Source organism: Micromonospora echinospora (assembly GCF_900091495.1).
GTDB classification, from domain to species: Bacteria; Actinomycetota; Actinomycetes; order Mycobacteriales; family Micromonosporaceae; genus Micromonospora; species Micromonospora echinospora.
In genome coordinates this window covers 2352761-2367778 of sequence record NZ_LT607413.1, presented here as the reverse complement: position 1 = coordinate 2367778, position 15018 = coordinate 2352761, and the positions used below count along the sequence as shown (strand labels likewise).

Sequence of the window (15018 nt, the reverse complement as noted above, 5' to 3'; positions counted from 1 at the left end):
CTGGGCGCGGCCATCTACGGTCCATCATCCGGGTAGGTTCCCACATGCCAAGCAACTTCACCGCCGACCCCTCGACGCTTCGCCAGCTGATCCTGCAGCCGGGGCAGGGGTTCTATGTTCCTGCCTACCAGCGCGACTTCACCTGGGGTAAGGACGAGATCAGTCGGCTGTTTGAGGATCTAGAGCAAGGGATCACAAGGGCCGCGCAGGGGAAGATGCCCTCGACATTCCTGGGCTCGGTGATCCTCGTCAGTGACAGAGACAGCGTGATGCCAAAGCATGTAGACGCGCTTCCGGCGACGGTACTCCAGGTTGTAGACGGCCAGCAGCGGCTTTCGACACTACTCACCGTGTTCGTGGTCTTGTCGAGGTTCGTCTCTGACGATATGCGGTGGCTCCAGCAGCAGATCGACGGAGGGTCTACGGACCAGCTCGACATCTGGTTGCTAAACACGCTGGGCGAGCGGCGCGACGAGCTCCTTGACACGATCGCTTCCAAGACCTACTCCGGCACGGGCGAGTTCAACATGAAGCCCCGGCTTATTCGCCAAGTGAGTGACGTATGGGGTAATGACGCGACTCATGCTGCCTACGAGAGCGACATCGCGTGGCTGCTGATGGAGGCGGCTCGCTACCGGATCCGGAACCAGCAACATATCGCAATACCGGCGCCCTCGACCCGGCCACACCTGGAGCTGGTACTCCGGGTGATCACCAAGCACATCGATGATCTACGGAAGGGCGCCGACGAGGTTGATTGTGAGGTCCTCACAGAGCTTCAGTTCCTTTCGAACATCGGCATGGCGAAAGCCCTCGTCGGGTCCAATTCGGACCCCGTGGTAGCCCCAGACGTGCTGGATGACCGTCGGAAGTCAGCCGCACGTCTCCTGGTCGTTGCGTCGTTCCTCTTAAACGGCGTGCTGGTCATCGACGTCAAGGCACCCGATGAGGACTACGCCTTCGCGTTGTTTGAACCCCTCAACACCACCGGACAGCCCCTGACCGCCTTGGAGACGCTGAAGCCGTTGGTCGTGCGCAGCGAAGGCGGAATCACGAACTACAGCACGTCACCTTCGGCGGCGCCGTTCGGTCGCGTCGAGTCTTATTTCCCGTCCTCCATGCGCGCGGACGACCGCTGGAAATTGTCAGCCGACATGCTTACCGCGTTCGCTCTGGCAGACACAGGGCGAAAACTGCCGCGGACTCTTCTCGATCAACGGCAGTACCTCCGCCTTCAGTTCCAGTCCGTCGCGACACCGGGCGGAAGCGTCGCGGGGGCTCGGGCGTTCGTCGGTCAGCTTGCCGACGTTTCGGCCTTCCTATTCGAGGTCTGGCCTCGTCCCGGCCAATCCCCACTCATGCCATCCGGCACCGATCTGGACCGCTTGTGCTTGGAGGTATTGCGGTCGACTAACCACACAGTCGTCCATGCCTTGCTAGCACGCTATTACTCCGAGTGGGCCGCTAACCCGAGTCCCGCTAACCGAGATGAGTTCATGAGTGTCTTGCGAGCCGTGACTGCCTTCTGGGTGCTCTGGCGGACGTCACGGGCGACGACGAGAGGGATCGACGACGTTCATCGCAAGCTGATGGCCGCCGGCCACTCCGAGACAGGGCTTCCGGCCATGGCGAGGCGCGCTGCTGACGCTTCGGCGACTCTGCCAACCGCCACGGAGGTCCGTGCGGCCTTGAAGAGCCTTCTGTCGACACGCGGGAACATAGCCACCGAGGCCGAGTGGGTCGCAAAGGTGACAGTGCAGCCGCTGTACCAGACCAGCAAGCAACTTGCGAAGTTCATCTTGCTGTGCGCCCATGACGACCGGATCGAAGATAATGCCGCGCCCGGCTTGGTTAGGCGCGGCGTTTCCGGGTCCTTCCGAGCCTTGACCCCCGAGGCCTGGGAATCCCACTACTCGGTCGAGCACATCGCACCACAGAATCTGGCCCATGGCGACACCTCGTACGAGCAGGCTATTTACGACCAGGGACTCGTGGACCGTCTCGGCAACCTCACGCTAATGCCAGTTGACCTCAATGAGCTCATCGGGAACAAGGCATGGTCATATAAAAGGAGCATCTTCACGGTCTTGTCTGAAACCGACCCGGATGCACGGGTGACCCACATGCAGCGGCAGCTACCAGGTCTCGCTCCGAAAACGAAGAGCGTTCTGCAGTCGGCCTCATACCTGCCGTTCTGTGAGTTCCTCGACAAGCAGACAGCGTCGATCCTGGCCCGCGCATATGTGGCACAGCGCGGACAGCGCCTAGCAGAGCTTGCGGTCGAGCGGTTGTGGCCAATGCTGGCATGAACGACATGCGAATCAGGCAGGGACGAGAACCTCGGCTGCCCCATCGTCATCACTCCTACCCGCCGGCATAGTCCGTTCTCCGGTGCGGTGTCGATGTACGCGGCATCGCACCCGACGCACGTCTACCCGCTACCGAGCGGCACACAGGCGAGGTTCTCGCCCACGGCCGGTCCTTCCCGCTTGCCCGGACTCGCTGTGGAACGTGAGTGGCGTCCGGAGTGAGCCGCTCCGCGATCGTCGGGGCCCGTAGCGGCTCCTCCGCCAGCAGATCAACCAGCTGACGGTCACGGACGGAATCACCCGACACTCGATCTCCGTCTTCAGCGTCACCACTGCTGAACCCTGGCTGAACCGCTCAGCCTGCTGGTCCTGCTGCTCAACCACCACCGCCTGGCGGTACGTCCGCGAGGCAATCACCCTGCTCGCGACCCTGGCCGACGACCTGAACGCCTGCGCGGCACGAGCCGCACGGCTGGCCTACGCGATCCTCGACGGCACCCCTATCCCGATCGACCGGGTCACCGACCAGAAGCCCTACTACTCGGGCAAGCACAAACGACATGGCATGACCGTGCAGGTCTTGGCCGATCCCGCCGGCCGGCTGGGCTGGGTCTCACCCGCCCTGCCCGGCGCGGTCCACGACCTGACCGCCGCGCGAACCGTCGGTCTCGTCGACGCGTTGACCAGCCGCGCGGTGATGACCTTCACAGACAAGGGCTACAAGGCGCCGGCGGCACCACCCGGACCCCGTTCAAACGCCACCAACACCGGCCACGGTTGCCGCGACGCCAGAAGGCCGTCAACCGAGGCCACGCCCGAATCCGAGCCGTCGGCGAACGCGACGTCGCCACCATCAAGACCTGGAAGATTCTGACCAAGCTGCGCTGCTGCCCACGACGCGCCACCGCGATCGTCCAGGCCATCCTCGTCCTACACGCCGTCGAGAACGACCGTCACTCAGGATGAAAAGGGCTGTGAAGGTTGCTCTTGGCTGGCCTGGGGCTGGCTGGCAGGGTCGGCGTCATGATCGCGGGCCTGGGTGTGGCTCATGAAAAGGGTGGCCCCCGCGGGGTGCTCTCAGTGAGATCTGCCCACCCGGCTCGAGGTCGGGGCGCCGGCCCTGCCCCTCTCGGTGGCTTGATCAGAAGCTTGCCCGACCCGTGGCCGCGGGTCGTGGCCCATCACAGTCCTGCCGCGAGAGCACATCCCGGGCCGGCGCCGCCACGACGTCTCCCCGGAAAGGCAGGACGCCGCCATGGCCATCGTCGCAGACCACTACGACTTCGTCATCGGCGTGGACACCCACGCCGCTTCACATACCCTCGCACTCATCACCGCCGGCACCGGCGCAGTCCAGCAGCAGGCCCAGTTCCCTACCAGCCCGGCCGGGCTACGCCGCGCCACCGCCTGGATCCAGCGTCACACCCAGGACACGACAACGCTGATCGTCATCGACGGCGCCGGATCCTACGGCGCCACCTTCACCGAACAGCTCACCGCAGCCGGTTTGACCGTTGCCGAAGCACCCGACGTCCCGGCCATCAGCAGGCGCCGCCACGGCAAGAGCGACGCCCTGGACGCCATCGCGATGGCCCAAGCAACCCGCAGCCTGAACATCAACGAGCTGCGCTGGCCCCGCGCGACCGGTGCCCGCACCGCCCTGCGGGTCCTGATCGTCGCTCGGGAACAGATGAGCGGCGAACGCACCCGAGCCGTCAACGCGTTGACCGCCCTGCTGCGCACCGTCAACCTCGGCATCGACGCCCGCCGCGCCTTGACCACCACGACCATCACCACCATCGCGGCCTGGCGCACCCGAGACGAGAATCCGGCCCTGGCCGTCTGTCGAGCCGAGGCCATCCGCCTGGCCCGGCGCATCCGGGCCCTCGACGCCGAACTCGCCGCCAACCACACCACCCTGCACGAAGCCGTCACCATGCAGGCGCCGCAACTGCTCGACCTGCCCGGCGTCGGCGCCGTCGTCGCCGCGACCGTCCTACTGGCCTGGTCACACCCCGGACGCATCCGCTCCGAGGCCGCGTTCGCCGCCCTGGCCGGCGCATCACCACTACCAGCCTCATCAGGCAACACCACCCGACACCGACTCAACCGCGGCGGCGACCGACGCCTCAACCGAGCCCTCTACACCGTCGCACTGGTCCGCATGGGCCACGACCCCCGCACCCGCGCCTACGTCACCCGCCGCACCGCCGAAGGCCGCACCAAACGCGAGGTCATGCGCAACCTCAAGCGCTACATCAGCAGGCAGCTCTTCCGGACCCTGACCGCCGCCCACACGGCAGGAACCACCCCTTGACAATTATAGAAGCATCTCAGTCAAGATCCCGATCGGCGGCTGCCGTATTAGAGGCATCTTGTCACCTAATTCTCGACGCGTCGTACGATGTCACGGTACCGCGCTACCAGGTCAGGGTGTTGTCGGAGACGGTCTTCTAGTTCCACACGCGTCCACCACTCGGCGTCGAAGTCGCCACGCCGGCGAATGTCTTCGAGCCTGTTGAGTAGACTGCCACTGATCCGCCGGGAAACCACGAGCATGAAACCGTCGGCTCGATGATGATACATAGTGGTTAGCAGGTCATGCACGTCACTCACACCGACGGTTTTCATCTTTGCCTTGCATTGCACGATGAAGTTGCGGCGGATGAATGGGCGTTCACTGTCAGGCTCTAGAGCTCGACCCATAGCGGGTCGCATCCACTCCAGCACCAAGTCGCGCCCTCCGTCGCGCTCGGTCGTCGGCCCCATACTGCGTACCCTTTGAGGATCAACCCCTGGCTCTCGAATGAGTAGGTCGCGAACCAGCTCCTCGAAGCGGCCAGCATTGATTGGCTCGTCCCACTCGAACTCTTCCGGCCCGAATAAGCGGACAGCCTGCTCCCGATGCCAACGCAGGACTCGCTCTCTCTCACGTCCATACCTCGTTGTTCCACCATCAGTAGGCAGGAACAGCAGGTGTTCGTCTCCGACGACGAACAGACAGTCATCTAGTGGGAGAACTAACGGCGTCCCTGAGCGATGGTTTTCCAGGCGGCGCAGCAGGCGGATCGCTCGAGTCTGCAATCGGCCCGGCTTGTAGCTACGCAATGGCTGATAGTCGATCAAGGTACCGCCCGGTACAGGAGTTTCCTGAATCGGCCTTGCAATAGCTAGTGCAGTTTTAGCCTTTTCAGCGATCGCGGGGCACCGGAATACAGACGCGCCGTTCAAAGTGGACCGGTAATGCCGCCAACTGTAATCCGCAGAGCTACGCGACCCGATGTAGTCATCCTCGGCCAGATCTCTTCTGTCGAAGAGTTCGTAGGCGACATCATTGGCCCAGGAAGTGAGGGCGTCAGCGTCGAACTCGAACGTGCGATGATCGTCTTCTTCTTGCGGAAGCGCACAGCCGAGAAGGTCGTGCAACACGTCCTCCACGACCCGCAGTCCGACGACTAGCCGGATCGCGTTTTCTCGTCCGCTGAACCCGGGACCCTCTGGCTGACGTGGGAATAGCCACCTGCCCCAAATCTCGCCCGGCAATTGCTTTGCAGGATGAGGCACCTGGCTTGTCGCGAGACCGAAGAGTCCAGCCTTCCACAATGCAGCTTGGAGAACCGTCGAGTACATGTCATTCAAGTCTGTACGGTCGCCGGGCCACCAAAATGATTCTGCACGACAGAAGTAGGCCGCGTGCCAGAGGTCATCGGTCTCGATTTGTACATGCAGCTTGATGGGAGAGCAGGCCGCCCCCATCAGGACGCGCTGGCCGCGCTCCACCATCTCGAATCCGTACGCCATCGCGCCGAACTTCAAAGCATCGATCAACACAGAAGCCACGATAGCGGCCAGGGTGCCAACTTCGTGGTCCGTGGGTTCGAAGCGATGCGGCCTATCCGCAGGACAAGCGAGCCTGGATGTCCGGCTGCCACAGCTTCGGCCGAGCCCTGGTCCGCCGCTGCCGGGCGTGCCCTTCCAACATACGTTGGCTCAATCAAGCTTCGCAGGGGGAGTCCGAACAAGCCTGTGGCCCTGAAGGCGGTAGCCGGCATTGACCAGGCGTATCCGCCATCCCTCCTGCGTTCCGATGGAGCTGCTCGCCTCAAGTAGTCCGGCCTTCTCTTCCTGGCGTGTGAGCCGGGCGAACTTCTCACGCTGAGGGTAGTCGTCGGCGACGAACGTCTCTTTACGGTGCAGAACGGGAGGGTTCGCCGACTCTCGGAAGTCCGTGTATTTCACGTCGAGTCGCCGAAGGTCTGCGCGTACTGAGGTGGCGAGCGTTGGGTGCGGGTCCTGATCGAACTGCGGGTAAGAGAGGTAGGAGACCTTGGGGCCGGTACGTGACAGTTTGATGATGTTGGCGTCGGCGACGCTGCCAGTAAGAACGCGGGCGCATCCTTCGTAGACCCGAAGTAGTGGGCTGAGCTGCTGCGATGCAGCCTGGTGCACGTAGAGGGCTTCAGGCGTGAGTTTGCCGATCTTAGATTGTCCGCATGCGGCGTTCACGGCGCTCTGGTCAGCGACACGGTGCAGCAGTTGATCGGCACGACCGCATGCTGTGCTGTAGGAACCGAAAAGGGCCTTGATGTCCAGGGCGATGTCGCGGGGAAGCTGCGATGCTTTGGGCCGTTTAGTGAAGGCTGCTAGTGCCAGGTAGACGAGAAGGTCCTGCTGGGCGCGATCCTGCGCGGCTTGAAGGTCGAGATCCCATTCTTCCGCGCCGATGACCTGGCGGAGGATGGCGGCTGCTTCTTTGATCGATAGAGATGCGGTAGCGAGTCGGTCAGCGTGGCCGTTCAGTTCCCACAGCTCCGGAAGCCGGCCCCGACCAGCGACGAAGCCGTGGATCTCCTCCATGACGTCGCGGTGGGTGTCGTAGAGCGCCTGGCGGATCCTCGGTCGGCGCGTCGGAACGGATCGCCGGCGGGTTCGGGAAGCGAGTAGAGACTGTGCGTGGCTCTCGTCGCGGAAGATGTAAAAGATGCCGGGTGCTGCGGCGATGCAGTCCGTCTGGAGCACGGTCTTGAGCCACGTTTGCAGTGCCTCTTGTGTGAAGAACTTCTGGAATGTCCCTCGGGTGGTCAAGATGCCGTCGCCGTGCCGCTTTCCTGCGACCGTGCGAGCTTCCCAGTCGGGACGGGCGGCAACGACGAGCGCCTTCCCGGCAAGCGCCCAGGCGGTGCGGAGTGCGTGCGCTCTCTCTGCCGGGTCTTCAATGACGTTCACGACGTAACCGAGGTTGACGACGTCGGCCGGCCGGATGTCTGCTATCGGCCGGTGCCCCGGGTCCCAGCCGTCGGCCTCGTAGCCAAGAGATCGCAGTCGGGCGATGTCGTCGCCACGACCGCATCCGTAGTCGAACAGGCTGGTGCTCGTGGTGATGACACCGTCCGCGATGGCCAGCGCGATCGGCTTGGACAGATCTGGCCGAGCGATCGCGGTGCGGTGGCGCGGAATCGCCTGTTTAACGTCCATGGTCACTATATTGTGCCCAGACCAGGTCACGGTTGGCTCGCCGCGCGGAGGAGGGCGTCTCCGCGCGGCGTTCCCTGGCGAAGCGGCGGCCTGTTGGAGCGATCGTGAACGCTCTACACGTGCTCCTGGCCGGGTCGGAGTTCCCAGGTCGCGACGTTCATGTAGAAGTGGTCGAAGTGCTTGAGCCACGCGGCGATCGTCTCGGCCACCCGACGTGCCTCGCGATCCTCGAGCCCGATGCGTTCACTCAAGGAACGCTGGATGTCCAGGTTGCTGAGCCGCTCGCCTTTGAGGAGGCGACTCACCTCGTGTATCGCGGCAAGCCGTTGTCGGACCGCCTCGTTGAATGTGGCTTCGTCTAGTCCTAGGGGCACGTCCAGGAAGGCCAGGTCATGGACGTATCCATCGCGTACTGCTGAGGAGGCGTCGGCCTTGCCGGTGTACGCACCGTAGAGGTGGTCTGGCCGGCGGGTGACGGGATACCAGGCGGCGGACGGGACGTCTTCGCCTGCGACGATGATCGAGGCGCCTTCCGTTTCTTGAAGCAGCTTTGCCTGTTCACAGACGCTGGCCGCCATTTCTTCTGTAGCGGGAACAGCGGTCAGGTCAATGCGCTGAAGCAGGTGTTGGACCTCAGGGTGGTCCCTGTCGACTTCGACGAGAAGCTCTAGATTGTGCCGTGCAGTGGTTCCGAAAGCCTTCCTGGTGAGGTTCGCCGATCCGACAAGGCCAGCTGTGTCCGCGAGAAAGAGTTTCGCGTGCAAGTTGTGGCACAGCCGCACGCGAAGACGCTCGTCCTCCTGGATTAGATAGATGATCTCGGGGTCGGACACTCCGGCCGCGACCTCGGCCGCCGACCAGCGTGTCACGCAGTCGATCCGCTGAACGGATGCCGGGGTGGCAGCGAGCACGGTCCGGAGGACCTCAAGCTTGATGAACGGAGCTATCAACCGAACGTGATCGGTGGCACCGTTGAGCAGCGTCCGCACCTGTTGCCAGATGCGTTCGTCAGCAGTGCTCACTCGTCGTCGTCTCCGTCGTCAAGGAAGTGGCGGGCATAGCGTCCCCAGTCTTGCCGCGCCTCAGCGATCTTCGCGCGCTGTCTCTCGCCTGGAATCTCGTCTTCCATCCTGGCCCAGGAGAAGATCAGCAATTTGAAGGTGTCCGCGGCTCGACTGAGGCGCTCGCGGAGAGCGTCAGCGTCGGCGTTGTCCGGGACGTCTTCGAGGACGGTCATGAGCTCCCGGTGCAACGGGTGGTTGCTGTTGAAGATGACCTGGAGCATGCCGGCCATGAGGTCGATGCTGAAGAATGCGGGTGAGTCCTCGAAGTTGGAGATCCACCGTACGCGGATGTCCTTCGCCAGATCCTCGTCAACGAGCGCCTCGGCGGTCTCCTTGTCGATGTGGTGGCGGTTCGTGAGCGTGTCGACCTGCTGCTGACGCTTCTGCTCCGGTTCAGTCTCCTGGTCGAGTTTGTCGGTCTGGCCGAGGCGGCCGTCATCGCGGCGCCTGTTGATCGCGTCGTTGGCCTTCTTGGCTGCTTCGTCCTCGTGGCGCTTGTTGTTCTTTCGCGCGCCGACACGCTGCTGCCTGATCTGGCGGCGCATCGTGGGCAGAAGCTTCTCCTGCAGGTAGAAGGCCAAGTCGATCAGCGGCAGTCGAGGATCGCCCCGCTCGGCAAGCCGGTCCTTCAGAGCCTTGAAGGTCTCGCCCGGTTCCGCCTCCGCCTTCCAGTCGAAGTGGGCGAGTTCTGCGAAGTGTGTCGCTGTCTGTTTGTTGTTCGTCACGCCGAAGGCCGCGTCGAGCTCACGGGGGAAGTCGACCTCGACCCCCCACCACCGTTCGATCGGGTCGTAGCCGATCGCCCATGAGGTATCGAGACTGAGTTCGCGGCCCTGCCGTACCAGGGAGACACCGATGTTACGGGCTGCATGCTTGCCCCACGGATGGGTACCAGCGTCTGTGTTCGGGCTCGCGTTCGCCGGCCAAGGGTGTCCGCTCACGTTTGGCTGGCGAGCCTCAGGGCGGGCAATGGAAGCCCGGACAATGACGTCGTGTGTCTGCCCGTTATGGGTGATAGGCAAGCGCACTACGCCGGGGTTGTCCTCGTCGCCTATATCGGACGGCATGAACATCGGCTTGTCGGCGAATGGCGCTGGCGTGCAGGTAGGGTGAGTCAGGTACAGCGGGTCGTTGGGGCTAACGAACCGTTCGCCGTCGATGACGTCGCCGTCACGCACGGGTACGAGGCGGATATCGACGCTGCGGTGGTCGGTGCCTTCCTCCGGCGGCTTGAGATAGTGGCGGTAGACCCGCCCGATCAGTTCCTCGGTGTTGCGCAGCGTGGCGGCAGCTCCGTACCACAGGACACGGTCGAGATCGCTCCAGACTACCAGCGTGCCTGACTCACCGAGACCATCGCTAAGCTGTTGCCACTGATCCGGGACACGCTGATGCACCGGCTCGGGGACCTCGTCGAGACCGTTCTCGATTTCGTCTAGCCAAAGGTAGGTGTAGAGCGCGTTGCCGGCGCCGTTGGTCCAGGACCAGACTTCGACCTTGCGGCACTGGGACATGCTGGAGTTGGGCAGGCCCATGCCAAAGCGGCCGATCCGTTTGCTGTTGCCGCCGCGGCCGTCGCCGAACTTGAGAGCGCGGCGCAGCGTGTCGCCGTCCATGCCTTTGCCGTCGTCAAGCACAGCGATGGTCTCGATCCGGGGCCGGACGTGGCTTTGCCCGGGCTTGGGCCGCTCTTCGCAGGCGAACACCTCGACGAGGTTCGCCTCAGCGTCGATGCTGTTGTCGATGAGTTCCGCTAGCGCGAAAGCGGTGTTCTTGTAGCCGTTGTCACGCATCGCTTTGACCGTCAGCTCGGGGCTGACGATCCGGTAGCCGGCCGCAGGGTTGGTCACGCTGTCTCCCATACGTCTTCCCAGTTCATGAAGGCTTCAGCCACGTCACCGAACCCGGGCAACTCGGGGTCGACGACCGTAACGATCTCGCAGTCGGGCGTACCGCCGGCCTTCGGTCCGCGGATGACTCTGCCGACCATTTGGCTGTAGAGCACGAGCGACTTGGTGGGCCGCGCGATGACCGCGGCGCTCGCCGCCGGCGCATCGAAGCCTGTCGTCAGGACACCGTAGTTGCACAGCACCATCGGCCGCCGTGATCCGCCTTTGAATCGGCTGATCACCTGTGTACGGTGTCGCGTCGACGATTCTCCGGTCACGAACGCCGCGTCGATCCCGAGCGCGGACAGCACCGCAGCGATGAGCCGACAGTGATCCACCGACGCAGCAAAGACCAGGATGCGGCGATGCTGCTTGATCAGATCGAGGACGGTGCGCACGACCTGCAGGTTCCACTGCTCGTCGCCAGCGAGCCGGGTGACGATGTCGGCGGGGATGTCGAAAGAACCCGCCAGCGCCCGGCGGTCGGCGTCGGTCAGCTGCACGCCGGTCTCCGAGGCGACCGTGCGCATCGTCGGTCGCGACAGATAGCCCTGTTCGATCAGCGCTGTCACCGGGTTGGTGTAGCCGTCGATGCGCAGCATCACCTTCTGCCGGAAGAAGAAGTCCGAGAGCTGCTCATCTTTGGCGATCTCTGCCCAGGTTCGACCGGGCGTAGCCGTCAGGCCAAGAAGGCTGGCGCGAGGGTTGACGGTGAGGTCTTCCACGACACGCTGGTATGTCGGTGCGATGATCTGATGCGCCTCATCGAAGACGACGAGGTTGCATCGGGCCGCGAGGCGACGCAGGAACGTCTCGTCTCGCTTGGCCAGGGAAACGGCCTTCTCCAGGCCCAGAACCAGCAAGCCGTCGCTGACCTTGCCGAGATCAGCACTCTCGCTTCCCCATAAGCGAACGAGGTCGACCGCTCGGTTCCCGAGCTTGGACCATGCGCGTTCGAACTCGGCGGCCGCCTGCTCCAGCAGCTCCTGTCCATGGGCGAGCCATACGACGAGCGCAGGCTCGTGTTGGCGCAGGTGGTCACAGATCAAGTTCATGCCGGTACGGGTTTTGCCTACCCCGGTGGGCAGGTGCAGAACGACCCGCCGGGCACCGTCGTACAGGTGGTCACGTACCCGCGCGGCGGCGTCACGCTGGTGCGGGAACAGACCGTAGTCCGCCGGGCAATCTCCGGTCGGCCGGGGCGCGGGCGCCGCCACCCGGTCGACCGCGAATCCGAGGAACTCCAGCAATTCCTGCCGTTGGCCCACGGTCCACTTCGCTGACTTCAGGTAAGCCGCCGGGCCCTGTCCATCGTCGGTCTTGCCGAGCCGCTGGGCGAGTTCGGCCTGCTTATTCGCAGGCAGGAAGGCGAGGAAGGCTGTCCGGCTGTCCCGCGAGGCAATCAGCTTTTCCGCATCGATGGCAGTGGCCGCTACCGCGCGGAGCTTGTCGTCCTCCGCGACGCCACCCTCGACAAGATCGAGCAGGCCGCACAGGTCGGCACCGAGCTGATCCCGGATGTAGGCGATGGGTACACCCTCAAGGACGGCCTTGAAAGACATGCCTGGTGACCACGATGTCACGCGCCGACCACCCCGTACCCCCTCTGAACACCCTGCCGTTGAGGCCTTCTTGGCGATGAAAGCACTCGGGTACGACAGAACTGCGCCAGGGTAGCGCAATCGGTGCCGACTGCGACAGGGCCGTTTGTACGACACCGGTACGCATATTCCTCCCTGTCCGACCGTTCCTGATCACATTGGCCGACGGATTAACGCGGGGCTGAAGGTGCTATCTTCCGACTCCTGCACGCACGATTCCCTTCTCTCGACCTACAGGGTCGCTGCTCACGGGATCGGTGCACTCCTGGGGGCGAGACGCCGCAGGGGCCACTCGACCGCCAGGAGTGAGCGGAGTAAGGTTGCGTCGTGACCGGAGATCAACTCAGAGGAGATAGGACAGCACCACCAACCAACTCCGCTTATCTGGACTACAACGCGACCGCCCCGGTACGGCCGGAGGCGGCGTCTGCCGTCCTCGACACACTGCGGGTACCCGGGAATGCTTCGAGCCCGCATGCGGCAGGACAACGGGCCTCGGCGCTCGTCCAACTCGGCCGGTCTCAACTCGCCGAGCTACTCAGGTGCTCACCGAACGAGCTTGTGATCACCTCAGGTGCCACCGAGGCGAACAACCTTGCGCTGCGCGTAGCGGCGCCGGACGGCGGCCAACTCGTGGTCAGCGCCACCGAGCATCCCGCAGTGTTAGAAGCCGCACGCCAGATCGCTACCGACCAGGGATGTGACCTGACGATCATCGGCGTAGACCGCGACGGGCAGCTGCGCCTCGATGAACTGCACGCCGCGTTGAACAGCCCGCTACCTACCGTCGTCTCGATCATGGCTGCGAACAACGAGACCGGCGTGCTCAACGACATCCAGGAGATGGCCGAACTGACCCGTGCCGCCGGCGGCATCTTCCACACAGACGCGACACAGCTCGTCGGCCGGCTCCCCCTTGACCTTTCGACCGTCACGATCGACATGCTGTCTTTGTCCGCACATAAGTTCGGCGGTCCGCAGGGTGTCGGAGCGTTGTTCCTGCGGCGGGGACTTCCGGTCGCGCACCGCCCGCTCGTCCGAGGCGGTGGTCAGGAACGGGGATGGCGTGCGGGGACACTGAACGTCGCCGGGATTGCCGGCATGGGTGCCGCCGCAGCTGCTGCACAGGCGCAGCTCGACATCGAACGCGAGCGGACAGCTCAACTACGCGATCGCCTCGAGGCGTTGGTGTTGGCGGCGCTCCCGGACACGCAGATCAACGGACGTTCCGTGCCCCGCCTGCCGGGCGTAAGCAGCATGACTTTCCCTGGCGCTCCTGCAGACGCCGTTCTTTCTGGGCTCCCGGAGGTGGCAGCCTCGGATGGCAGTGCGTGCTCCTCCGGCGCACTAGCCCCGAGTCACGTCCTCCTCGCCATGGGGAGAACGGCGGAGGAGGCGGAGAGCACCGTCCGGTTCTCTCTCGGTCATGCCACCACGAAAGCGGAGATCGACTTCGCGGCCGAACAGGTCGTATCCGTCGTGCGCCGCGTTAAGGAAGCGATGTGGGTGTCGTGAGCCGCCGCCTCGATCGCTAGCGCATTCCAGTACATCACCTCGCTGAGGAGCTTCGCCCCGCCATGCTCGAGATCAAACTCAAGGACGCTGCGGTCCCGTCCTTCGCCCGCCACGAGACCTTCGCGCCGCGATTCGGCTGGTTACACAAGGCATACACCGCCCTACGGGACCCGAACATGGGCAGCGAGGTCTTCCTGCAGCAGGAGGCGCCGGTCCGCCTAGGCGTCGGCAAGAACATGGTCAATGCCATCCGGTTCTGGTCATACGCCTTCAAAATCACGGCCGAGCATCCACGCGGTGCAAACTCGCGTGCATTCGCCGCCTCCCCAACGTGGGAGGCACGGTGGCTGCTGGATGAGAACGGCGCCGACCCCTACCTGGAAGACACCGCTAGCCTTTGGCTACTGCACTGGTGGATGCTGAGTGGTCCGTCCTACACCCCGACTTGGTGGGTGGCCTTCAACTCCATGTCGTCCTCCCGGTTCACCGAGGACAACCTGACTGAGACGGTGATCCGGCAGGTCCGCACCTCGGAGTGGGAGCTTCCGGTCCGAACCTCGATCGCCAAGGACGCCGACTGCCTAACCAAGATGTACGCACGACGTAAGACACACACGGGATCGCCGGGCAGCTTCGAGGACCTGCTGGATTGCCCGTTCCGCGAGCTCGGTCTGCTGGAGTTCGCCGGAACTCAGAAGAGCGGCGACCGGGAAGAGCGCGTCTGGCAGTTCACCAATACCGCTCGGACTTCGCTGCCAGCCAGAGTGATCGCCTATACCTGCCTGGACTACGCCGATCGCAACCCTGCGCTTCGTCAGGGCGGCTCGATCGCCCTGGCACGGCTCGCCAACGAACCCGGTGGCCCGGGACGAGCGCTGCGCCTGCGTGAGCCGGAAATCGTTGCCGCGCTTGAGGAGGTGCTCATCAGAGACGAGCTGGAACTCTCCCAGGGTGTGGGCCAACGCAGTCTCGTCTTCAAGCGCCCGCCACGCGACCTCGCCTGGGATGTGCTCGACGGTCACTACGGCAACGTTCGTCAGCGCCCGGGCTTCCCTGACCGCGAGACCTGGTATCGCGAGTACCCGGACGCTGGCCGTGTCATGACGTCACGCCGCGAGGGCCGCATGGACGGCCAGCTCACCCTGACGGGAGCCACCGCATGAGC

At 64.0% G+C, this 15018-nt stretch carries 9 protein-coding genes and 1 pseudogene; 5 read left to right on the top strand and 5 right to left on the bottom strand.

Annotated features, from left to right (window positions below):
- The first annotated feature begins 44 nt into the window (after nucleotides 1–44).
- From GA0070618_RS10855 to GA0070618_RS10845, 3 genes and pseudogenes are all read left to right on the top strand, one after another.
- The gene (locus GA0070618_RS10855) at nucleotides 45–2309 is read left to right on the top strand and encodes a DUF262 domain-containing HNH endonuclease family protein (RefSeq protein WP_170107947.1); all 2265 of its coding nucleotides are present in this window, start codon (nucleotides 45–47) and stop codon (nucleotides 2307–2309) included.
- Nucleotides 2310–2694: 385 nt separating this feature from the next.
- Nucleotides 2695–3275 (top strand): annotated as a pseudogene (locus GA0070618_RS10850) (transposase family protein); the annotation flags it as partial.
- A gap of 289 nt (nucleotides 3276–3564) precedes the next feature.
- Nucleotides 3565–4626, top strand: a complete 1062-nt coding sequence (locus tag GA0070618_RS10845) for an IS110 family RNA-guided transposase (RefSeq protein ID WP_088979978.1) — start codon at nucleotides 3565–3567, stop codon at nucleotides 4624–4626.
- A gap of 65 nt (nucleotides 4627–4691) precedes the next feature.
- Here the strand turns inward: GA0070618_RS10845 and GA0070618_RS10840 are convergent, their stop codons facing one another.
- From GA0070618_RS10840 to GA0070618_RS10820, 5 genes are all read right to left on the bottom strand, one after another.
- A complete protein-coding gene (locus GA0070618_RS10840; protein ID WP_088981525.1) occupies nucleotides 4692–6140 on the bottom strand; it encodes a restriction endonuclease in 1449 nt (482 codons plus the stop codon).
- Nucleotides 6141–6299: 159 nt separating this feature from the next.
- Nucleotides 6300–7784: a DNA phosphorothioation-associated putative methyltransferase gene (locus GA0070618_RS10835; RefSeq protein WP_088985448.1), complete on the bottom strand. Its 1485-nt coding sequence runs from the start codon at nucleotides 7782–7784 to the stop codon at nucleotides 6300–6302.
- A 113-nt stretch (nucleotides 7785–7897) separates the two neighbouring features.
- On the bottom strand, nucleotides 7898–8806 hold the full coding sequence (locus GA0070618_RS10830) for a phospholipase D family protein (RefSeq protein ID WP_088981524.1): 909 nt from the start codon (nucleotides 8804–8806) through the stop codon (nucleotides 7898–7900).
- Nucleotides 8803–10698, bottom strand: coding sequence for an ATP-binding protein (locus GA0070618_RS10825; RefSeq protein ID WP_197701741.1), 1896 nt, complete (start codon nucleotides 10696–10698; stop codon nucleotides 8803–8805). Before GA0070618_RS10825 ends, GA0070618_RS10830 begins: the two co-directional genes overlap by 4 nt.
- Nucleotides 10695–12299: a DEAD/DEAH box helicase gene (locus GA0070618_RS10820; protein WP_088981522.1), complete on the bottom strand. Its 1605-nt coding sequence runs from the start codon at nucleotides 12297–12299 to the stop codon at nucleotides 10695–10697. Before GA0070618_RS10820 ends, GA0070618_RS10825 begins: the two co-directional genes overlap by 4 nt.
- 366 nt (nucleotides 12300–12665) lie before the next feature.
- On the opposite strand from GA0070618_RS10820, the gene GA0070618_RS10815 reads away from it, so the two are divergent.
- Together GA0070618_RS10815 and GA0070618_RS10810 are read left to right on the top strand one after the other, a co-directional pair.
- Nucleotides 12666–13853 (top strand): cysteine desulfurase family protein, encoded by a 1188-nt coding sequence (locus GA0070618_RS10815; protein WP_088981521.1) that lies wholly within the window; start codon nucleotides 12666–12668, stop codon nucleotides 13851–13853.
- Nucleotides 13854–13915: 62 nt separating this feature from the next.
- Nucleotides 13916–15016: a DUF4007 family protein gene (locus tag GA0070618_RS10810; RefSeq protein WP_088981520.1), complete on the top strand. Its 1101-nt coding sequence runs from the start codon at nucleotides 13916–13918 to the stop codon at nucleotides 15014–15016.
- Nucleotides 15017–15018 lie beyond the last annotated feature (2 nt).